The sequence below is a fragment of the Bacillus crepusculi genome, assembly GCF_014764715.1.
Lineage (GTDB): Bacteria > Bacillota > Bacilli > Bacillales > Bacillaceae > Bacillus.
In genome coordinates this window covers 136,941-159,331 of the sequence record NZ_JACXXE010000005.1, presented here as the reverse complement: position 1 = coordinate 159,331, position 22,391 = coordinate 136,941, and the positions used below count along the sequence as shown (strand labels likewise).

The following is a 22,391-nucleotide window of genomic DNA, read 5'->3' as shown; positions in this document are numbered from 1 at the left end:
AGTTGATAAGCACATACTGGCAGTTTTAAATACACAGAATCTTTAAAATGATAACACAATAGGTGAATTTGTAAAACATATTCAGGCGATTTGTCATCATTTAATCACAACGTTTTGTTCACCGAGCAGCTCTTTTAACTGGAAAATCACCGCATGATCTGCATGAACTTTGTATGCATCTGGAAGTCTCATCGTCCTTTTTTGCTTCTCATAATACAAATACACATCTGCTTCTCCGCTATGCATCGAGATCACTCGTTTTACTTGCTCTAGCAGCTCCTGCGTATGGTTTTCTTCTTTTACCCGAATGTAGACAGACTCTTTTCTTTTTGTGCCCATTTCTTCAAGCAGAACCGCTTCTTGCACGATGATTTGACTGCTGTCATTTCTGACATCTATTCTGCCTTCAACATAAAGCATGGCGCCCTCCTCAAGTAAGGGGGACAGCTTTCTAAATTGCTCTGGAAAGACGACGCCTTCCATTTCTCCCGTTTCATCCCCAAATGTAACAAATGCCATCGATTGTCCATTTTTTGTCCGGATCGATTTCACTTTTGTCAAAAGACCACCCATTGAGACCTTCCGCTTAATATAGGAAGAAAGTCTGATGATTTCCACTGCACCATTCTCTCTTAAGCGATCTCGGTACGCTTGTACAGGATGATTAGATAAATATAACCCGAGTGCCTCTTTTTCAAATTGCAGGAGATCAACAAGCGGCAGTTCTTCTATCTCCGCATATTTTGGCTTAATAGAGAAGGTTGTATCCCCAAGAAAGTCCAGCTGATCCTCAGGATTTAAAAATGACACGTGGTCTAACGCAATATCTATAGATGCTAATAACGAAGCCCGATTTGGATAAAACTCATCCATCGCCCCTGAAAATATGAGCGCTTCAATCGTTTTTCGGTTGACACTCTTTGGTGATACCCTTGCGCAAAAATCAAATAAATCGTCAAACGGCTTTTCCTGTCTTGCCCTGTATATATCCTTTACAGCTGACACTCCGACATTTTTGATCGCTCTTAAGCTGTAACGGATCTCCCCTTTTTCAACCGTAAATGGAAATTCACTCTTATTAATAGAAGGCTTCAACACAGAGATCCCTTTTTCCTTTGCCTCATAGAAATATTGAGCGACTTTGTCTTCGTTTCCAATCACACTCGTTAAAAGTCCGCACATAAAATATAACGGATAATGCGCTTTTAAATAAGCAAGCTGAAAGCCAATCATGCTATATGCGACAGCATGGCTTCTATTAAAACCATAGTTTGCAAATTTGACGATTAAGTCATAAACGTCATTTGCAATGTTAACAGGATACTCCTTTTTTAGGCATCCTTCAACAAAATGGCTTCGCTCTTCATCAAGGACCTTTTTATCCTTCTTTGAAACAGCTCTTCTTAATAGATCGGCCTCGCCCAGCTGAAAGCCTGCCATCTTCGCTGCAATCAGCATGATTTGCTCCTGATAGACGATGACCCCATATGTATCCTTTAAGATGTCATACAAATCTGGATGCGGGTAGGAGACTTTCACTCTGCCATGCTTTCGGTCGATAAAGAGCGGGATATTCTCCATTGGACCCGGCCGGTAAAGGGCATTGACTGCCACGATGTCTTCTAAACTAGAAGGTTTCAGCCGTCTTAGCACTTGGCGCATCCCCTGTGATTCAAGCTGGAAAATCCCAGTTGTATCTCCCGCTGATAACAATTCAAACGTTTTTTGATCTTGATAAGAAATGTCACTAAAGTTAATGTGGACGTTTTCCTGTCTTTCAATCTGGTTTTTAATGGATTCTATTAGCGTTAAGTTTCTTAAGCCTAAGAAATCCATCTTTAAAAGTCCAAGATCCTCTAAATAATTCATGGCATATTGCGTTAAATACACACCATCATGGCCTTCTTGAATAGGCACAATCTGCGTCAGCGGCTCCTCGCTTAGCACAACGCCGGCTGCATGTGTCGACGTGTGTCGTGGCAAGCCTTCTACCTTCAAAGCGGTTTGGAAAACCTTTCGAAGCTCTTCTGATTGCTCAAGCAGCGTTTTTAATTCAGGAGATGCAGTCACTGCTTCTTTCAGCGTCGTTCCTGGCTTAGATGGAATCAGCTTTGCGAGACGGTCAGCGGCCTTTGAGTCAATCCCCATCACACGTCCAACATCCCTTAAGGCTGCTTTTGCTGCAAGTGTTCCAAACGTGACAATTTGCGCCACATGCATGTCCCCGTATTTGTCCTTTACATAAGAAATGATTTCATCTCTTCTCGTGTCAGGAAAATCAATATCAATATCCGGCATGCTGATCCGCTCAGGATTTAAAAAACGCTCAAATAAAAGGCCATGACGGATCGGATCGACATCTGTAATAAACAGAACATAGGCAACAAGTGAGCCTGCTGCTGACCCCCGTCCTGGACCTGTGACAATGCCTTGGTCATGTGCATACTTCATAAAATCCCATACAATAAGAAAATAATCACTGAAATTCATTTTTTGGATAATGCTTAGCTCATACTCAAGCCTTTTGACATACATTTCATTTGAAGCGATTTTTCTTTGTTTCATGCCTTCTGCGCACATTCTGCGTAAAAACTGATCTGCTGTTGATTGGTCAGGAGTTGGATAGGATGGCAGCTTTGTTTGTCCAAGATTTAAATCTACTTCACAGCGGTCTGCGATCTCAACCGTTCTTGAAAGCAGTTCAGGATCATCCGCATACCATTCCATCATCTCTTCGAGGGATCTGAAATGCTTGTCCCCTTGGTCTTCCTCTATATCTGAAAGCTGCTGTCCTGCTTTGATGGCCTTTAAGCATGTATACGCCGTTTTGTCCTCTCGGCTCATGTAATGAACATCTCCCGTTGCGACAAGAGGAATATCCGCACTTTGTGAGACGTCCCTCAGCTTTCCAGCAAGCGATTCGTCTTGCTGAAATGGCTGAAGCGCAATGTACATATGTCCCTCGCCAAAAATACGTTTCAAATGACTTGCCGCATCGTGCGCTTCTTCTAACTGATCTTGCGCAAGCAGCGTTTCAATATAGCCAGTTGTGCCTGGCGTGATGGCAATGAGCCCATGATGGTAGCTTTTCAGCCATTTTTGTTTCAGACCAGCTTTTGATTTTGATTTCAGTACACTGCTAATCTTGATCAAATTTTGATAGCCTTCATTGTTTTTTGCAAGGAGCACCAAGGGATAAGCTTCTGTCTCTTGTTCATCTATGAAAACAGAAGCTGTTAAACCGATCACCGGCTTGATGCCATGTTTTTTACATTCCTTATAAAATTCAACCGTTCCATACATCACATGGTCATCGGTAAGAGCGAGCGCTTTGTAGCCAAGTTCTTTCGCTTTCAGCACGAGCTCCTTGACCTTAGCTGCACTGCTTAACAAGCTGTATCCACTGTGGACCTGAAGATGAACATAAGACATGCTTCATCCGCTCCTTTCGTCTAAAGTCATTCTTTCATTATAAAACGCGATGCTGTAAGAAACAAATGTTCTTTCTTTTCCGTCCGTTCATACTTGTCCAGAACACGCCATATATTGAATAGAGTGAGGTGGAAAAAATGGATGTGAAGGAAGCCTTTATTCCAAACTTTATTAGTTGTTATTTTATCGCACTTGGGGTGATTTTAGGTGGGGCCATTATAGGCGGTGTAGGTGCTTATTTATCTGGTCAGCCGCCTCTATCTATTATTTCAAGTCTTGCGAACCGTTTAAAAATTTGGGCGCTTGTCGCTGCAATCGGCGGAACCTTTGATGCGGTCTATAGCTTTGAAAGAGGCATTTTCGAAGGCAACACACGTGATATTTTCAAGCAGATCTTATTAATTATCTCTGCCATGGGCGGTGCACAAACGGGATATCTCATTATTACGTGGCTCACGCAGGAGCATGTGTCATCATGAGAGTCCCGGAGCTTTATAAACGTCCAGGCTGGCAGCGTTTTTTTGCTGGGATGATGTTCGGCGCGATTATCAGCTGGCTGATTTTCCTCTTTACATATGGAACCTTTCAGGAAAAGCAGGTGACGCTGCTCCGTAGCCAGCAGCACCATATGGACAGTCTGAAAGAACAAATCACACTCTATCGGGAAGATTTGCATAAGTTAAATGAGGATAATAAGCAGCGCCTGCTGATCCAAAGCGTAGATGTTCATCTCGTGAATCGTGAGCAGTATAAAATCCCGGAGCCGGATACACTCAAGTTTGAGGATCAGGTCAAAGAGGACATTTCAGAGGTCATCACAAAGGATATTGAAAGTGTGTATAAAACAAAGGAATTATTAAAACGAACGGTGGAAAATAAAGAATATACGATTCGGGAAAAGGCATACCACGCCAAAGTGACAGAGCTGACGATTTATACGAAGCTTTCACTAGAAGTGCGTATTTCATTTGCTGAATAAATGATCATGTGGAATTTTTATGAATTTCTGCCCTCAATGATCGCTTTTTATTCCTAATTTTTATACACTAAAAGAAGAACGACATCCTAAATAGAAAGAGGTGAGGACAATGGAGGTTTACAGCTATCGTCAAATGGCACGAGACAAAGCAAGCCGTATCAAAGACGGCATGTGTGCTTATGCTGAGACAGAAATGATGGCTCATTTAATTAAAAAAGAATTAAAGCATCAAAATCTCCAAGCCTATGAAGATTCAACGCACATCGGCTGCTGGTTTATCCCTGTATCCAAGTAACCCTTTTCTCCAATATCAAAAAAGAGAGAGGGAGCTTGAACCCTCTCTCACGATGATGATTTACATACCTCTTCTAAATCACGCAAAATCTCATCTGCCACTGCCCAATCATATATGGACGCACCGGCTGCCAGCGGGTGACCGCCGCCATGATATTTTTTAGCAATGGTGTTAATGACAACGCCTTTAGAGCGGAATCTGACACGAATCTGATCGTTTTCTTCCACAAAAAAGACCCAAGCTTTAATACCTGCAATATTTCCAAGTGTTCCAACAAGCTGTGAGGCTTGCTGCGCTGTTGTTTGGAACGATTCCAAAATATCACGCTTAATAAAAACAGAAGCAACTCCATTCTCTGATAAAGAGATATGTTGAAAAATATAGCCATTTAATTTCACGACATTCAAATCCGTCTCATACAATTGATTGAAAAGGTCTGAAGATGAAAATGGATATTCGATGAGTTCTCCTGCATATTTAAGTGTCTTTTTCGTTGTATTCGGGAAAAGGAAGCGGCCTGTATCTCCTACAATGCCGGCATAAATTAGTTCAGCCGCCTTTGTATTCAGCTGATATCCTTCTTCTTTCCCCTCTAAATACAATTCATAAATCATCTCACTCACAGAGCTTGCCTCTGTATCCACCCAAAGCAGGTCACCATAGGGGTCTTCATTTGGATGATGATCAATTTTCATCAGCTTATCACCCATTGAATAGCGCTGATCATCAATTCTTGCTTGATTGGCCGTATCACAGACAATGACAAGGGCACCTTTGTACACTTCGTCTGGTACCTCATCGAGTTCATATAAAAATGAAAGGGATGGCTCCTGAGTTCCTGTCGCATAAATATTTTTTTCTGGATAGGTGGCACGTAAGATTTCCGTAAGGCCGCACTGTGATCCATACGCATCAGGATCTGGCCTTACATGTCTATGGATGATGATGGTGTCATATAATGATATGGTTCTAATCAGTTCTTTTTTCATAAAAACTCCTTCTTCTGCGATACTCTTTTTATTATTAAATCATAATCTATCCTGACGGAAAAGTGAGGAATAGACAATTTATTCTAGTAAGCAAGCCTATTTACGTTTAAAATAGGGTTGTAACCACTTACAATGGGGGCTTGGCACATGCTTGTTTTGATTGTGTTTATTATTTGTTCTGCCATGTTTTATTTATACTACAAAGCAAAGAATGTCCGTACGAACCGGCCGGTCGAGAAGAAATTCTGGTCTGCCAAATCCAGTATGGCACTTGGATGCTTTGTCCTGCTCTTCGGTGTGAATCAGTTATTTTTAAACCGCTCGTCACTCGCATTTGTCATTGGGTTTATTTTTGTTGCAGTTGGTATCGGCAGTACGTGGGCTGGGTATAAAGCCTACAAGCATTATCTTCCGCTCTTTTTAAAGGATGGCGAAAAGGATCATGCGTAATAAGCGGGAAGGGCGAGTGCTTCGCCCTTCTTTTTCATTTAACCTCTCTCCATCAGCTGCACCATCAGCATCGCTTTCCCTACGATATTCGATTGGTGGTACACCTCTACTTCCAGCTTCCCAAACTTGCGTCCTACTTCTAAAATATTCGGCTTGATCTGTATCGTGGACTCCATTTGTACCGGTTTTAAGAAGTAGACAGAAAGACTTTCAACAATCAACTCGCCTTTTTTATGAGATTTTAAGAAGCGGTTGGCAGATTCAATTAAAATTTGGGTAAACACCCCATATGAAATATTGCCAAGCTGGTTCGTCATTTGTGGTGTGACCTCATATTGATACACCGCATCTGCTTTTGGTTTTTCTGTGTCAGTCTCTTTAAACCCTCTTGAGACAACATCATCCAGTTTTTCGCCGACCTGCGGCTGCTTTTGAATCATTTGGAGCGCCTTGAGCACATCCTGACGGCTGATCATCCCAATCAGCTTCGCATGATCATCTACAACTGGCAGCACCTCAATCCCTTCCCACACCATCATTTGTGCAGCTGAGGCGACAGATGTTTTCCCAATGACCGTCAGCGGATTTTTCGTCATCACCTTTTCAATCGGTGTGGAGCGGTCATGGCCCGCAATATCCTTTGAGGTAAGAATCCCGTGAATCTTCATTTGATCATCAGCTACTGGGAAACGGCCGTGGCCTGTTTCATAATTCTTTTCATACCATTTCTCAAGCTTATCCTCTGGTGATAAATACACAGTCCGTTCAATCGGCGTTAAAATATCTTCCACAAGCACAATTTCTTTTTTAATTAATTGGTCATAAATGGCTCTGTTAATGAGAGCTGCTACAGTAAATGTATCGTAGCTTGTCGATAAAATCGGCAGTTCAAGCTCGTCTGCGAGCTGAATAATCTCATCATCTGTTGAGAATCCACCTGTGACCAGCACAGCCGCCCCTGCCTCTAACGCTTGCCTGTGGGCATTGATTCTGTTTCCGACGATCAGCAGGTTGCCAGCTGCGGTATATCGCATCATTGCATCCAGCTCCATCGCACCGATGACAAATTTATTTAACGTTTTATGTAAACCCGCTCTTCCTCCTAGCACCTGTCCGTCAATGACATTGACCACTTCTGCATATGTCAGCTTTTCAATATTTTCTTTTTTCTTCTGTTCAATTCGAATGGTACCGACGCGTTCAATGGTGCTAACGAACCCTTTATTTTCAGCATCTTTGATGGCCCGGTAAGCGGTTCCTTCACTTACTTTCATTTCTTTCGCTATGCGCCGGACAGAAATTTTCTCTCCGACATCTAATGAATCAATATACGATAAAATTTGCTCATGCTTTGTCGCCAATCCCGTTCACCCTTTTTGTTTTCAACGTTTTCATCTATGTTTCATTATAAAGGCAGGAGGCTTTTAATAGCAATTTGTCTTTTACGCCAGGACGATACAGGCAAACAAAAAAGCCGGCTTGTGTGCCAGCTTTTCTTTATCATGATTAAAGATCGATGGATTCTCCGCTGTTTAACACGTGACCGACACCGCCATGCAAACTGTCTGCAAATGCATGCGGGTCCTGCTCGATTGGCGGGAACGTGCTGTAGTGAATCGGAACGACCTGCTTTGCACGAAGCCATTCTGCTGCGATTCTTGCATCGTCTGGGCCCATGGTGAAGTTATCACCGATTGGAAGGAATGCAAGGTCAATATGATTCAGTTCACCGATCAGCTTCATATCTGAAAAGAGTGCAGTGTCTCCTGCATGATAAATCGTTTTGCCCTCAGCGGTAAATAAAATACCTGATGGCATACCTGTATACGTAATCGTTTTCGCGTCTTCATCAATGACAGCTGAACCATGAAACGCTTGCGTAAGCTTGACTTTACCAAATTCAAACTCACGTCCGCCGCCGATATGAAGTGGGTGGGTTTTCACGCCTTGCCAGCTTAAATAAACAGCAAGTTCATTTGGTGCGACAACGAGAGCGTCATTATTTTTAGCTATTTCAATGGTGTCACCAAGATGATCTCCATGTCCGTGTGTCAGCAAAATGACATCTGCTTTGACATCTTGTGGTTTGATATCTGTATGCTTATTCCCATTTAAAAATGGATCAATCCAAATATGGTATCCGTTTGTTTCAATGTGTACGACTGAATGTCCATGGTATGTAGCTTTCATGTAGTATGTCCACCTTTCGATTTTAATCTTCTATCATGTATTCCCTCTATAAAAAGCTAAATAACTTAGTGTCTATGAATGACATTAAGACCACCTGTTGCTTCAATGACGGTCCCTGTAATCAGGTCTGATCGATCATCACATAAAAAGGAGATGATGCGCCCGATATCCTCGCCTGTACCAGACCTGCCAATAGGCGTTTCGTCGTCTTTGATCTGACGTGCTTCTTCTATTGTAGATTCTTTCATGTCTCCAACGATTTTGCCTGGACAAACCATATTGGCCGTGATGCCATTTTCGGCTTCTTCAATGGCAATGGTTTTCGTCAAGGACGCCAGCCCCACTTTTGCCGCTCCAAAGGCTGACCTATGCATCCAGCCTGGTGCATGATCTGCCCCTTGGAAGCCATACGTAATAATGCGGCCAAAGCCTTGCTTTCTCATCATTGGGATGACCATTCGGAACAAATGGAACACTGCTGATAGGTTGCCTTCCATCATTTGATACCATTCATCTTCTGTATAATCCGCCAGTTTCTTTCGTTCAAAGATATAAGGACCGGCATTATTAATCAAGGCATCTATCCGCCCAAATCGCTCTGCTGCCAGCTCTACCATGTTTTTTAAATCTTCTTTGTTTGTCACATCACCTTGGACAAATTGAAGCTTTTCTTCGTATGGCTGCAATTCTTCTTTCATCTGCCGGACAGCTTCATCATCACTTCGATAATTGACTGTCACAGAATACCCCATATTCAGTAAAGACTCGGTGACTTTCCGGCCAAGCCCTTTAGAACCCGCTGTTATTAATGCGTGTCGCACACAATCTCCTCCTAAAGCAAAGGTTGCAAGTTCACATGTTTCTTATCTTTACTTTACTATAAACAAGCATTCGGCGCACTTCTGAACCCTTTATCGATGCGGGTAAAATAGTACAGGGTGATTCATCCACTTTTTCATATCCCATGAGCCATGAATATCGAGAAGTAGCGAAACAAAACGATAGCATTCTCTCACCTCATGAAGCTGGCGAGGGAGCGGGCAAATCTCTTCATAGCCCAATTGAACATCGCGGGCAGCTTCTTTCGTCAAAAGGTATTCTAGTGCAATAAAATCAAACGCAGGTGGTCCATATACGACATATTCCGTATCAACTAGACTCGTCACTTGATCATCTTTTTCAATATATTGAGACGGGTCTAAATCAATTAAAATAAGGCTCGTTGAATCAGGAGGACTTAGCTTTTCAAGCTTTTGCTGCACAATTTCTGCATAATACTGAAATTCAGGCTGATCAGCGTAATAGCGGCTGATGAGTTTGGACACAGCCTTTTTTAAAATAGCATGGAATTCTCTCAAATGCCTCTTTTCAGCTGCGAATACTGCACCGAAATAGTGAGTTCGATATGAATGAAGACGTGCTAGTTTTCTCCCATAATCCTGATAGAATTCTGATGAACGTCCCTCAAATGATGTTAAAGGTGTTCCTTCTACTTTTTCCATTACATTATAATGTCTCCCTGCCTTCTTCACTTGACAAACAACTTCTGGAATATGAAAGGAATTTGCATGAGACAGCTGTTGATTGATTTGATCGATATGCTCTTGTACAGTATGGGCATCTACGCCATAGATCATATTGATCCCAAAGACAAACTCACTTTCTTCTCTTGCAGTTTTAGGGGATTTTATCACATATTCCGTTTTATCTTGTAAGGAGATCAGCCACACATCATTAGCCCGTCCAGCATATTGTTCTCCTAACGTTTGAACTGAAACGATCGGTTGATGAAACAAAGCCTCTAGCATTTTCTTTATGATCTGCTCTCACTCCCTCTTCATCTTGACGCTGGTATGCTTTCATTTTCTCCAAAGAGGATGAATCTCCTTTTTTGGAGAAGAGCAAAAAACCATCCGTATCATACGAATGGTTTTTTGACGTTTTATGCTAGGCAGGCTTTTGCTTTTTCTAAAGCGAGCTGGATTTGCTTGAATCCAGTTCCACCTGCACTTGTTCTTTTTTCAACAGCCACATACGGATCAAGAACGGTGTAAATGTCTTGTTCGAAGAGGTTGCTTGCTTCTGTAAATGTTTCGAAAGGAAGATCACTTAAGTAGATGCCTTTTTGAATGCACGTATACACAAGCTTGCCAACGATTTCGTGAGCTTCACGGAATGGCATGCCTTTTTTCGCAAGGTAGTCTGCCACTTCTGTCGCATTTGAGAAATCTTCTTTTGTTGCTTTTTTCATGACATCTTCGTTCACTGTCATTGTTTGAATCATGCCTGTGAAGATTTGCAGGCTGCCAGCGATGGTTTTCACTGTATCAAACATGCCTTCTTTATCTTCTTGCAGGTCTTTGTTATACGTAAGCGGCAAGCCTTTCATAATGGTAAGAAGCCCCATCAGGTTGCCATATACACGGCCCGTTTTTCCGCGGATTAATTCAGCCATATCCGGGTTTTTCTTTTGCGGCATCATGCTGCTGCCTGTTGCGTACGTGTCATCAAGCTCAATGAATTTGAATTCTTGAGAGCACCATAAAATGATTTCCTCACAAAGACGTGAGAGGTGCATCATCACAAGGCTGCTATTAGACAAGAACTCTAATATGAAATCCCGATCACTCACGCCATCAAGGCTGTTTTCGTAAATGTGGTCAAAGCCAAGCAGCTCTGCTGTATATTCACGGTCAATCGGGAATGTCGTTCCTGCTAGCGCCCCGCATCCAAGTGGAGACACGTTAATTCGCTTTAATGAATCTTGAAAACGCGCTTTGTCACGCTCAAGCATCCAAAAATAGGCGAGCATATGATGGGCAAAGGAAATAGGCTGTGCACGCTGCAGGTGCGTATATCCTGGAAAAATCGTTTCAACGTGCTGTTCTGCTTTTTCTACAAGAACTGTTTGAAAGGAAGAGATCAGCTCAATGATATGCTCTACTTGGTTATTCAAATATAAATGCATATCGGTTGCGACCTGATCATTTCGGCTTCTCGCTGTGTGCAATTTGCCGCCAAGCGGTCCAATCTCATCAATGAGCATTTTTTCAAGGTTTAAATGAATGTCCTCATAATCCACTGAGAATTCTAGTTCATCCGCCTCTGCCTTTTTCATGAGCGTATTCAGTCCGTCTTTGATGACAGCGGCCTCTTCATCACCTAGGATACCGCATGTATTCAGCATACTTGCATGAGCAAGGGAGCCGGTCAGATCTTCTTTGACTAATTGTTTGTCGAAATGAATGGACGCGCCAAACTCATCGACCCATTTTTCTGGTGTTTTTTGAAATCGGCCTCCCCAAAGCTTTTTCATGCTTTAACCTGCTCCTTTTTGTTCACGATGCTGTTTACTTTTGTTGGTAAGCCCCAAAGGTTAATAAATCCTACCGCTGCATCATGATCGAATTCATCTGCTTTTGTGTAAGTTGCTAGATTTTCATCATAAAGTGAATATGGTGATTTACGTCCTTCAACAATCGCATGGCCTTTAAATAGTTTCACACGGACAATACCTGTTACGTTCTGTTGTGTTTCTTGTAAGAATGCGTCAAGTGCTCCTTTAAGCGGTGAGAACCATAAGCCGTTGTATATTAATTCAGCCATTTTTTGTTCAACGATTGGCTTAAAGTGCGCGACTTCTTTAACAAGCGTCAAGTCTTCAAGCTCTTTATGTGCTTTTAGAAGTGTGACAGCACCTGGGCACTCATACACTTCACGAGATTTGATGCCAACAAGACGGTTTTCAACGTGATCGATTCTGCCAACGCCATGCTGTCCAGCGACTTCATTTAAATGAAGGATGAGATCAGATAATGAATACTGGATACCGTCAATGGCTGTTGGTTTTCCTTTTTCAAACGTGATTTCAATGATTTCAGGTGTGTCAGGTGTTTTTTCAAGTGGATTTGTCAGATCGTATGCGCCTTCTGGTGGCGCAGCCCAAGGATCTTCTAAAATGCCACATTCGTTACTTCTGCCCCAAAGGTTTTGGTCGATTGAATATGGGCTGTCTAAGTTAATCGGAATTGGAATACCATGCTTTTGTGCATAATCGATTTCTTCATCACGAGACCATTTCCACTCACGCACTGGTGCAAGAACTTCTAGATCTGGATTCAATGCTTTAATGGATACTTCAAAACGAACTTGGTCGTTTCCTTTTCCTGTACATCCGTGAGCAACTGCAACTGCATTTTCTTTCTCTGCGACTTCTACTAATTTTTTTGCAATCAGTGGACGAGATAGTGCAGACACAAGCGGGTATTTTCCTTCATACATGGTGTGTGCTTGCAGTGCAGTCAGTGCAAATTCTTCAGCAAATTCTTCTTTTGCGTCGATCATGTAAGACTGAACCGCTCCGACTTGAAGCGCTTTTTGTTGAACGAATGCTAAGTCTTTTCCTTCACCTACGTCCAGGCAGCAAGCAACGACTTCGTATCCTTGCTCTTGTAACCATTTAACTGCAACAGAGGTATCAAGACCTCCGGAATATGCTAATACGACTTTTTTATTTTGTGACATGATTGAAAAGCTCCTCTCGCTTGTTTTGATTCTGTGAATGTTTTTTTGCATAAAAATAAGTTTTAATTTATAAACATGCATTTAGTATGTATACACTGTAACAAGGAAAAATTGTTTTTTCAACCCCTTTATGAAAAAAACTCTGCCAAATTTTCTTGGCAGAGTCATTTTGGGCTATTTTTGATCCTTTTCAAGCTCTCGCAAGACGTGAGGCAGCTCTGGGATAATGAGTTTTGTCATGGCTAAACGAACTGCTCCGGTAGAGCCTGGTGTGGCAAAGACAGCTTTTTGGTTAACGACCCCTGCCGTTGCCCGGGACAAGATAGCGGCAGAGCCGATGTCTTCTGTATAGCTCAGCATGCGAAAGATTTCGCCAAAGCCAGGAAGCTCTTTGGAGAAAAGAGGGGTAATGGATTCAATGGTGACATCCCTTGCGGCAATTCCTGTTCCCCCATTTAACAAGACGGCATCTATTTTCGGCTCGCTTGTTCCTTCTAGCACTGCGTCTTGAATCGCGCCAATATCATCTTTTACAATCTCGTATGCAAGAATGAGATGCCCCTGTTCTTTGAGCAAATCAATCATCAGGCGGCCGCTTTTATCTGTTTCCTTTGTCCTTGTATCACTGACGGTAATGACTTTTACATGAAGCCTCGCTTTCGCTTCGCGTTTATGTTCTTCGACACCCATATCTTCACACCGCTCCTTTCCATATTGCCTCACATTATAGCATGCTGATTTCAATAGAAAAAAGCTCTTTTCCGATGAGGAAAAGAGCTTTAAAAGGATGTTACGCTAAACGCATAACGTCTCTTGCAATCATCACTTCTTCGTTCGTTGGAATGACGATGACTTTGACAGGAGAGTGCGGGTAGCTGATGAATGCTTCTTCGCCTCTCATGTTGTTAAGGGAAGGATCCCAGTAAACGCCCATGAATTCTAGTCCACGAAGTACACGTGCTCTCACTTCTGAACTATTTTCACCAATTCCAGCTGTGAAGATGATCGCATCTACGCCATTCATTCTCGCTGCATAAGAACCAATGTATTTATGAATACGGCTTGCAAAAATATCAAGAGCTACTTCTGCACGGTCGTTTCCTTCTTCTGTTGCTTCTTCGATATCACGAAGGTCACTTGATAGACCAGACACACCTAAAAGACCACTCTTCTTATTCAAAGTTGAAAGGACTTCTTCAGCTGTATGTCCTGTTTTCTCCATAATAAATGGAATAAGGGCAGGGTCAATATTACCTGAACGTGTACCCATCGCAACACCAGCAAGCGGTGTGAAGCCCATGGATGTATCGATTGATTTTCCGCCTTCTACTGCTGCGATACTCGCACCATTTCCAAGGTGGCAAGAAATCAAACGAAGCTCTTCAAGCGGACGGCCTAATAGCTCTGCTGCACGCTCTGTCACGAACTTATGGCTTGTCCCGTGGAAACCGTATTTACGAATACCAAATTTTTTGTAGTAGTCGTACGGAAGGCTGTATAGGTAAGACTGCTCTGGCATTGTTTGGTGGAACGCTGTATCGAACACAGCAATCGCTGGTACATCAGGCAGAATTTGTTTGAAAGCTTTGATTCCTACAACATTTGCAGGGTTATGAAGTGGTGCAAGCTCTGAAAGCTGATCAATTTCATTGATCACTTCATCTGTTAATAGAACAGAGTCGCTGAACTTCTCTCCACCGTGAACAACGCGGTGTCCTACGCCATCAATTTCATTAAAGTCCTTGATGATGTTGAATTCAGTTAGTTTTTCAAGTAGCATTTTGACCGCTACTGCGTGATCTGGGATATCAGTGATTTCTGTTTTCTTTTCTCCATCTACAGAAATCGTAAAGATACTGTTGTCCATTCCGATTCTTTCAACAAGACCTTTTGTTAAAACGGTTTCTTCCGGCATGTCGAACAATTGGAATTTAAGAGATGAGCTTCCTGCGTTGATTGCAATAATTTTGGACATTCTTGTCGCTCCTTTTACTCAGTTGTTATATAAGGTTTCACGTTTTTTCCGGTGCTATATTCAACCTGTTTGAACGGGTCTTTTATAGTTTAACGATAAGTCCGAAAAATATCTGACTTTTTCATTTAAACATTGAAAACTTTGCATTTCAAGTGCACCTTCTAACTGTTACCGCTTACATCGATAAGTCGTTATTTTCTGAATAGTAAAATAGCCAGAGATCACTCTGGCTATTCTTTCGTTTCTTTTTCTTCTATAAACCACTGGTCTAATTTTCTCATCACACCAACCATCGCTTCCTTCTGCGAGAAGGATGGCAGATTGGCAAACAGCATCCGTTTTGGTGCATTTAGCCCCTCTTTTTTCTTTTGCATCACAAATAAGCTTTTCGCATGCTTTTTGTCTTTGAACATAGAGACTGGCAGCTGAATTAATGCATTCATATAAGCGTGATCTTTAATAAAATCCTTTAGCTGCACACTTTCTTTTCCTTCAAATAAATCATTTGGAATGATGAAGAATAAGAAGCCGCCTTCTTTCGTGTAACGAAGACTTTGTTCAATGAATAAATGATGCGCAAAGGAATGACCCTCTTTTGCCTTTAAGTCATAGTCTTTAGCACGCTCATCATTTGGGTAATAGCCGACTGGAAGGCTACATACGGTGACATCTGCTGGCGAGATAAGAAGTGGCTCAAGACTGTCCTGATGGAAAAGCTCGACTTCTTTCTCTTCTAAATTCGCCTGTGCCCAAGCAATTTTAATGAGCACATCATCAATTTCAGACGCAAAGCCGCGCTTTGTTTTTGCAGTGAGGTTGTTTAAAACTGCAAGCAGTAAGTTCCCTGTTCCCGCTGCTGGATCAAAAACAACAAGCTCTTGTTGGTCTTCTAAAAATTTATTCACCAAATAGCTGACAAACAGTCCAATTGTATCTGGCGTCATCTGGCGATTTGGATGGGATATGTCCTTTTGTCCTTTCAGTACGGCGAGCTGAAACGCTTTGCGAATCTGCTCATGATCATAAGAGGTGAAATCTGCTTTCTCTATTAAGTCCTTCAGTAAACCGTTTCGATCATTTGCCTGGTAAAAGGCTTCTCCTGCTTCTGCCAACGCTTCAATATAGGAAATGCTCTGTTCCTTTTTTAATCGAATAGAGGCTGTATCGAGCAGCTCAAAAATCGTACTCACTTGATCTTTCTGCAATGCTTTTCTCTCCTCGCTTTGTTAAAAGCTATATGTTCTCATTGAAAAGAGCCCCAGAATGAAGCCGGAGCTCTTGTCGATGCTGCTTTTATAACAGTGATTTTGCAGCTTCAATGGCTTTTTCATAATTTGGATGATTCGTTGCTTCGCTTACGTATTCAGTGTAAACCACTTTCCCATTTGGGTCTAATACGAAAACGGCACGCGCCAATAAACGCAATTCTTTCATATATACACCGAACGCTTCACCAAAAGACATATCTCTGTGATCAGATAATGTTTCAACATTTTCAATTCCGTTTGCTCCGCACCAGCGTGCTTGTGCAAATGGAAGGTCTGCACTAATCGTATAAATATTGACCGGACCTAAACCGGCTGCCTCTTCATTGAAACGTCTTGTTTGTGCGTCACACACACCTGTATCAATAGAAGGAATCACTGAGATGATCGTCACTTTTCCTGTTAAATCCGAAAGTGAAACTTCCCCTAGTGAGTTCGTTAATACCGTAAAATCTGGGGCCTGCTCGCCTACTTTTACTTCATTTCCTACAAGCGTGACAGAGCTCCCTTTAAATGTGATCGATGCCAAAACAATTCCTCCCTTATCAAATGTATGGTTCTATCATAGTAGAGAAAGCAAAAAACTGCAAAGCCTAATCGTCCATTTTGAAAAAAAAGTTAACTGCAGCGCAGCTAACTTTTTTAAAGGTCTATGTCATCTAGTTTTCGTTCTTTGTGGCGGTGCTCCCGTTCATCTTTCTTAAACATGTGCTGAAGACGTTCAATTGCTTGAGGAGCAGAATCCAATATTTTATCAAGCAGATGTGTGTGTTCATCCAAATGAAGCATTCGAACGCCGTTTGTTCCTACAATTAAGAAGGCGATTGGCGTAATGGATACGCCTCCTCCGCTTCCTCCGCCAAATGGGAGTCTCGGTTCTTTTCGTTCTTGTTCATCAGAACGTTTTTCTTTCTTTTGGTTCCCGTTAAATTCACTGCCGCCGGCTGCAAACCCAAAGCCGACCTTTGACACAGTGAGGATAACACTGCCGTCAGGGGTTTCGACTGGATCGCCGATGATCGTATTCACATCTATCATTTCTTTTAAGTTTTCCATCGCTGTCTTCATGAGACCTTGGATTGGATGATCTGCCATTTTCGGGTTCCTCCTTAAACAGATGATTCATTCTTCGTTGCTTGAAGAGAGGCACTTTTTCTCGCCTTTCTTCCTTTTAACCAATGAACAAGTAATCGAATGGCTGCAAGCATAGCATGTCCAATACGAAAATAAGCTATACATGTAAACTGGGTCTGTGACACATTGTGTTGAAAGGCAGGGATGACTTCATATACCGGTTTATGCTTAAAGGTGAGATGCTCCTGCATAAAGGCAAGCAGTGCTCCTTTGACTGACCATACACCGCCGGCTGCCACACCAGTTAATGCGGCGTCATGAAAGCCGATCCATGTTGACCAGTGAAATGATACAATTTTGATGTGAATGAAGAAGCTGCGAATAATCCGGTTTAAATCGACGATCTCTTTTGTGATACGTTCCATTTGATGAAGGATTTTCTTCACATCACGTTTTCCCACTTTTTTATGCATGGTCTCTTTTTCGTGACTAGACGTTTTGGAACTGGCCATTTTCTTTTCACGAATATCAATCGTTTGATCTTCCGGATTCACTTTCACCATCGGAATGTCTTTCTTCAGTCTGACGATTCCATATAAGGTGATAAACTTCACCGCAATGTGGTCATTGTCATTTGCATGTGAATAGTCCAGTGAAATGGTCACTTTCATAAAGATCAATAAGATCACAAGAAACAAAAAAGCTGCGATCCAAACGTACAGCACTGTGCTCACTTCCTCTATAACAAATGATGCTTCCTCTACGATTATGGCTCTCCTTCTGGATTTTATACCCAATCATCAAAAAAGAGTTTGACCGGTACCAGGCCAAACTCCCCCAAATTATGCGTTTGATTCAGTTTTTTCATATAAATGTTCATGGACGACCACCGTATCTGCAAAGTAGTCATGGACCCCTTGCTTTTTCGGCGTGAACCCAACCACAGCATAGAGAACAAAAAGCGTATTTATATATCGTCCAACAATTTCTCTAAAGAAAATGACATCCCATGCCAGCCGCTTCTCAGGCTGAAGTGAGACCACCTTGATCCCAAACACCATCTTGCCGAGTGTTTGTTGAAAGACTTTCGTCATGATGGCGAAATAAAGCAGGAACACAATCGTCGTTGTGACGGAAAAAGGCGAAAACCATCCTCCTCCTTTTGACCAGCCAAACAGACTAAAGATTGGAGAAACCGTCAAATGGTTTACACCCCAGACGACAAGCCAATCAAGAATAAACGCCCAAAATCTAATCCAAAAACCAGCAAACGCCTGTGCTTCAATTGAAGCGCGCTTCGCAAGAGCCGGCTTCCATTCTTCCTCTTGGCTGCGGCTTTCGCTTACTTCATCGAATGTAGAATCCATCTATGATCCCTCCTTTATTTTGAATAGAGATACATCGGTTTAGACCCGTTTGAGCCAGCCAGTGTTTCTTTTAAATTCAGAAAATCAATTTCGCTTTTAAAGAGCTTGCTTGCACTCATATTGAAAAGAGAGTTCCAGCCAAAGCTTTGAGAATAGCTGATCACTGTCGCACCTTTTAAGCCTTTTTCATTTTTCTTCATCGCTTTTAGTGCATCTTCATAGTATCCAAGCTCATCTACTAATCCGTTGGATTTTGCCTGTGTCCCGTCATATACTCGGCCATCGGCAATTTTCTTAACGTCTTGTTTAGACATGCCGCGTCCTTCAGAAATCACTTTGACAAAGCCTTCATAGGAATTGTCGACCATGCTTTGCATGATAGCACGCTCATCCTTTGTCATATCACGGTTTGGAGACATGATATCTTTGAATTTTCCGCTCTTAATGGTTTCATATTTAATGCCTAAATTATCCGCCAGCTTTGCATAATTCAAACTTTGCATGATCACGCCTAAAGAACCTGTTAATGTTTCAGGAGAAGCAAAGATTTTCTTCGCTGGTGTCGACACATAATAACCGCCAGAGGCTGCCATTGATCCCATAGATACGTAAATTGGCTTCTTCGCTTTTTTCACTTCTTCTAATTTTTTATGTATTTCAGCACTTTCATATACACCGCCGCCAGGAGAGTTCACGCGCAGCAATACACCTTTTACAGAAGCATCCTCTTTTGCTTTATCTAGTTCTTTTAAGAAAGCACGATGATCATAGCCTTCACCGCCTAAAAGACTTGATGCGCCGCCATTATCTTGAATGGTTCCATTAATCTCAAGTACAGCAATTTTGCCTGCACCGCTGCCATCCTCTAGTACCTTCTCTTCTATTTCATCCCCGAATCGATAGCTCATTTTATTGTCATTGACGTTTTCGAACAAGGCCATCGTGACACTGATCACAATTGAAAATCCGAAAACACCAAGTGCAATGATTAACGCTACCCATCTTTTCGCATTCATCTCTTTCTCCTCCTTTTTTGTCTCAGATCATTCATACGAATATCCACATGAAATGTTTCACAGGAATTGTGGTTTTTTTACATTTCATTTCAACATATGATAGCACCTATCTTAAATGACGATCAACTTTACATCGTCTACTACGAGAAGCTCATGATGAGAAATTGGCTTTTTTATCCTCTCCCTACACCTTATAGACTAGATGCTCACTACAACCAAACACCCAGACCATTCCTTCATGAGAAAACAGCTATTCAATTATGCTCAAAGACAGTCATGTCAAATCACTTACATCGACTCATTTCTAAAAAACAAACCGATCACGACCCGCGTCTTTCTAATGTTTTTACTTTCATATGAAAAAAGTGTAAAATGTCAGCAAGGGTTCATATGTAAGCCCTTTACTATTGGAAATTTATTTTTGACAACGAAGGGGAGAACGTCAATGACAGACAATCGTCGCAATGTATTTTTCTTTTACAAAAAAGATCATGAATTGGATGGACACATTTCTTCTCTAGAGAAGCTCGCTACCGATCAAGGTTTTCAAGTCGTCAAGCGTGCAGAGGATGCCCATATTATTGCTTCAATTGGTGGGGATGGCACATTTCTTCAAGCAGTTCGCAAAACGAATTTTCGTGATGACTGCTTGTATGTAGGGGTATCAAAAACTGAGAATTCGCATCTATACTGCGATTTTTCATTAGAACATTTTGATAAAATGATTGATGCCATGAACACCGAAAAGATTGAAGTGAGAAAATATCCAATCATTGATGTAAGCGTTGACAGTACAAATCAGTTCCATTGCTTAAACGAACTGTCAATTCGCTCTAGCATTATTAAAACATTTGTCATCGATGTGTATATAGATGATTTTCACTTTGAAACATTTAGAGGCGACGGAATGATTATTTCCACTCCGACTGGCTCAACGGCCTACAATAAATCCGTGAGCGGCGCCGTGGTTGATCCGATGCTTCCTTGTATGCAAGTTACAGAGCTGGCATCACTAAATAACAACTCGTACCGTACACTTGGCGCTCCTTTCATCTTAAGCAGTGACCGCAAGCTGACGCTGAAGGTTGTCCAGGATGGAAACGATCATCCGATTATCGGGCTTGATAATGAAGCGCTCGGCACAAAACACGTCAAACAAATTGACATTGGCCTTTCAGGAAAAGTAATCAAAACGGTCAAATTAAAAGATAACTCCTACTGGGAAAAAGTGAAACGCAGATTCCTCTAATCAAAAAGCTCCTATTGGGGGCTTTTTTCATTTCTTTTCGTTTAAGGTCATGGTGTCTTTGAAAAGATATGGTATGATGTCACAAGTATGAATGTACGAAAAGGAGAACATGATGCCATTACAACATTTTGATCAATATCCATTAAGCGATGAACTGAAACAAGCGCTTGAAGCGCTTCACTTCCATACACCTACACCCGTTCAGCATGAGACGTTATCGGTTGCTTTTTCAAAGCAGGACCTGATCGTCAAATCCCAAACGGGTAGCGGCAAAACTGCAGCCTATGGTCTGCCGATTTGTGAAATGGTCGATTGGGCTGAAAATAAACCTCAAGCCCTCATCCTCGTCCCCACACGCGAGCTTGCCATGCAGGTCAAACAAGACCTCACCAGCCTTGGACGCTTTAAACGAATCAAAGCGGCAGCCATTTATGGAAAGGCCCCTTTTCAAGCCCAGAAAGTAGAGCTTGCACAAAAAAACCATATTGTATGCGGTACCCCTGGGCGAATATTAGACCATCTTGAAAAGGGGACTCTTTCTTTAGAAAATCTCAAATTCTTCGTATTAGACGAGGCAGATGAGATGCTAAATATGGGATTTATTGATCAAGTTTCTTCTATTATTGAATATCTGCCGCCAAAGCGCACGTCGATGCTGTTTTCAGCGACAATGTCTGATGAAATGAAGAAATTAAGCGAACAGTTTTTACAATCACCAAGAGTCATTGAAATCGCACGTGAAAAAACGTTTGTACAACAAATCACCCACACCGTGATTGAAACAGAGGAAGAAGCTAAATTCTCACTTCTCCAGCGTACAATCGTCATTGAAAATCCAGATAGCTGCATTATCTTCTGTCATACACAGGACCGAGTGAATGAACTCACGATCAAGCTGGACGAATGGGATGTCCCTTGTGACAAAATTCATGGGGGTATGAGACAGGAAGACCGATTTGCTGTCATGGATGAATTCAAAAATGGCGAGTTCCGTTATTTGATTGCGACCGATATAGCAGCCCGGGGCATTGATGTCAGTGATATGACACATGTGATTCATTATGACCTCCCCTATGAAAAAGAGCGCTATATTCATCGAACAGGCAGAACCGGGAGAGCGGGCAAGAGCGGGAAAACGATTGCGTTTATGACCAAAAATGCGAAGCAGCTAATTGATGAATTACAGCAGGATGCAGGTATTGATTTTCAGATTCAGCCTTATCCGTCGAAGGAAGAAGCAGAGCAGCATGTAGAAAGCTTTGAAGAAAAGATTGACACGCCGATTCAAAAGGAAAATAAACAGGCAGGCGTTGAGAAGGATATTATGAAGCTTTATTTTAACGGCGGGAAGAAAAAGAAACTGAGGACTGTTGATTTCGTTGGGACGATTGCCAAAATAGAAGGCGTTGCATTCGATGACATCGGGATCATTACCATTCAAGATACGAAAACATATGTCGATATTTTAAACGGCAAAGGTCCTCTTGTGCTGAATGCCATGCGTCACACTACCATTAAAGGCAAGCAATTAAAAGTACATGAAGCACGTTCATAAAAAGTGAAGGCTGAGCGCCTTTCCTTTTTTT

Annotated in this window: 22 protein-coding genes; 6 read left to right on the top strand and 16 right to left on the bottom strand. The window is 42.0% G+C overall.

What is annotated here, in order from left to right; translation table 11 throughout:
• Positions 1-96 precede the first annotated feature (96 nt).
• Entirely contained in the window at positions 97-3,432 is a 3,336-nt protein-coding gene (gene dnaE / locus IEE86_RS11175) for a DNA polymerase III subunit alpha (protein WP_191097295.1), read from the bottom strand.
• 137 nt (positions 3,433-3,569) lie between these two features.
• Between dnaE and ytrH the strand changes: the two genes are divergently transcribed.
• From ytrH to IEE86_RS11160, 3 genes are all read left to right on the top strand, one after another.
• Positions 3,570-3,911 (top strand): sporulation membrane protein YtrH, encoded by a 342-nt coding sequence (ytrH, locus tag IEE86_RS11170; protein WP_034320977.1) that lies wholly within the window; start codon positions 3,570-3,572, stop codon positions 3,909-3,911.
• A complete protein-coding gene (gene ytrI, locus IEE86_RS11165; protein ID WP_191097294.1) occupies positions 3,908-4,411 on the top strand; it encodes a sporulation membrane protein YtrI in 504 nt (167 codons plus the stop codon). The genes ytrH and ytrI overlap by 4 nt, the downstream gene beginning before the upstream one ends.
• A 109-nt stretch (positions 4,412-4,520) precedes the next feature.
• The gene (locus IEE86_RS11160) at positions 4,521-4,706 is read left to right on the top strand and encodes a YtzJ family protein (RefSeq protein ID WP_047945299.1); all 186 of its coding nucleotides are present in this window, start codon (positions 4,521-4,523) and stop codon (positions 4,704-4,706) included.
• A gap of 47 nt (positions 4,707-4,753) precedes the next feature.
• Here IEE86_RS11160 and IEE86_RS11155 read toward each other — a convergent pair whose 3' ends face one another.
• Positions 4,754-5,695, bottom strand: a complete 942-nt coding sequence (locus IEE86_RS11155) for a DHH family phosphoesterase (protein ID WP_191097293.1) — start codon at positions 5,693-5,695, stop codon at positions 4,754-4,756.
• A gap of 147 nt (positions 5,696-5,842) precedes the next feature.
• On the opposite strand from IEE86_RS11155, the gene IEE86_RS11150 reads away from it, so the two are divergent.
• The gene (locus IEE86_RS11150) at positions 5,843-6,145 is read left to right on the top strand and encodes a YtpI family protein (RefSeq protein WP_191097292.1); all 303 of its coding nucleotides are present in this window, start codon (positions 5,843-5,845) and stop codon (positions 6,143-6,145) included.
• A 38-nt stretch (positions 6,146-6,183) separates the two neighbouring features.
• On the opposite strand, the gene IEE86_RS11145 is transcribed toward IEE86_RS11150, so the two are convergent.
• The 14 genes from IEE86_RS11145 to sppA all read right to left on the bottom strand — a co-directional run bounded on the left by IEE86_RS11145 (position 6,184) and on the right by sppA (position 19,556).
• On the bottom strand, positions 6,184-7,506 hold the full coding sequence (locus IEE86_RS11145; protein WP_034279630.1) for a CBS domain-containing protein: 1,323 nt from the start codon (positions 7,504-7,506) through the stop codon (positions 6,184-6,186).
• 145 nt (positions 7,507-7,651) lie between these two features.
• Entirely contained in the window at positions 7,652-8,335 is a 684-nt protein-coding gene (locus IEE86_RS11140) for a metal-dependent hydrolase (protein ID WP_191097291.1), read from the bottom strand.
• A gap of 65 nt (positions 8,336-8,400) precedes the next feature.
• Positions 8,401-9,156: an SDR family oxidoreductase gene (locus tag IEE86_RS11135; protein ID WP_191097290.1), complete on the bottom strand. Its 756-nt coding sequence runs from the start codon at positions 9,154-9,156 to the stop codon at positions 8,401-8,403.
• 90 nt (positions 9,157-9,246) lie between these two features.
• Complete coding sequence (locus IEE86_RS11130) at positions 9,247-10,143, bottom strand: phosphotransferase (protein ID WP_224740932.1); 897 nt, start codon at positions 10,141-10,143, stop codon at positions 9,247-9,249.
• 134 nt (positions 10,144-10,277) lie between these two features.
• Positions 10,278-11,651, bottom strand: coding sequence for an argininosuccinate lyase (gene argH, locus IEE86_RS11125; protein ID WP_191097289.1), 1,374 nt, complete (start codon positions 11,649-11,651; stop codon positions 10,278-10,280).
• On the bottom strand, positions 11,648-12,859 hold the full coding sequence (locus IEE86_RS11120) for an argininosuccinate synthase (RefSeq protein WP_191097288.1): 1,212 nt from the start codon (positions 12,857-12,859) through the stop codon (positions 11,648-11,650). The genes argH and IEE86_RS11120 overlap by 4 nt, the downstream gene beginning before the upstream one ends.
• Positions 12,860-13,033: 174 nt before the next feature.
• A complete protein-coding gene (locus IEE86_RS11115; protein WP_191097287.1) occupies positions 13,034-13,549 on the bottom strand; it encodes a MogA/MoaB family molybdenum cofactor biosynthesis protein in 516 nt (171 codons plus the stop codon).
• Between the two features lie 100 nt (positions 13,550-13,649).
• Entirely contained in the window at positions 13,650-14,834 is a 1,185-nt protein-coding gene (locus tag IEE86_RS11110) for an acetate kinase (RefSeq protein WP_191097286.1), read from the bottom strand.
• Positions 14,835-15,064: 230 nt separating this feature from the next.
• Positions 15,065-16,039: a class I SAM-dependent methyltransferase gene (locus IEE86_RS11105; RefSeq protein ID WP_191097285.1), complete on the bottom strand. Its 975-nt coding sequence runs from the start codon at positions 16,037-16,039 to the stop codon at positions 15,065-15,067.
• Positions 16,040-16,127: 88 nt separating this feature from the next.
• On the bottom strand, positions 16,128-16,628 hold the full coding sequence (gene tpx / locus IEE86_RS11100; protein WP_003216787.1) for a thiol peroxidase: 501 nt from the start codon (positions 16,626-16,628) through the stop codon (positions 16,128-16,130).
• Positions 16,629-16,741: 113 nt separating this feature from the next.
• Positions 16,742-17,194: a GerW family sporulation protein gene (gene ytfJ, locus IEE86_RS11095; protein ID WP_007501733.1), complete on the bottom strand. Its 453-nt coding sequence runs from the start codon at positions 17,192-17,194 to the stop codon at positions 16,742-16,744.
• A gap of 14 nt (positions 17,195-17,208) precedes the next feature.
• Positions 17,209-17,916: a DUF2953 domain-containing protein gene (locus tag IEE86_RS11090; protein WP_191097374.1), complete on the bottom strand. Its 708-nt coding sequence runs from the start codon at positions 17,914-17,916 to the stop codon at positions 17,209-17,211.
• Positions 17,917-18,015: 99 nt separating this feature from the next.
• Complete coding sequence (locus IEE86_RS11085; RefSeq protein WP_191097284.1) at positions 18,016-18,540, bottom strand: RDD family protein; 525 nt, start codon at positions 18,538-18,540, stop codon at positions 18,016-18,018.
• A gap of 14 nt (positions 18,541-18,554) precedes the next feature.
• Complete coding sequence (sppA, locus tag IEE86_RS11080) at positions 18,555-19,556, bottom strand: signal peptide peptidase SppA (protein WP_191097283.1); 1,002 nt, start codon at positions 19,554-19,556, stop codon at positions 18,555-18,557.
• 445 nt (positions 19,557-20,001) lie between these two features.
• Here sppA and IEE86_RS11075 point away from each other — a divergent pair, with 445 nt between their 5' ends.
• Both IEE86_RS11075 and IEE86_RS11070 read left to right on the top strand, forming a co-directional pair.
• Positions 20,002-20,805, top strand: a complete 804-nt coding sequence (locus tag IEE86_RS11075; protein WP_191097282.1) for an NAD kinase — start codon at positions 20,002-20,004, stop codon at positions 20,803-20,805.
• Positions 20,806-20,917: 112 nt separating this feature from the next.
• Complete coding sequence (locus tag IEE86_RS11070; RefSeq protein WP_191097281.1) at positions 20,918-22,360, top strand: DEAD/DEAH box helicase; 1,443 nt, start codon at positions 20,918-20,920, stop codon at positions 22,358-22,360.
• Positions 22,361-22,391: the final 31 nt, after the last annotated feature.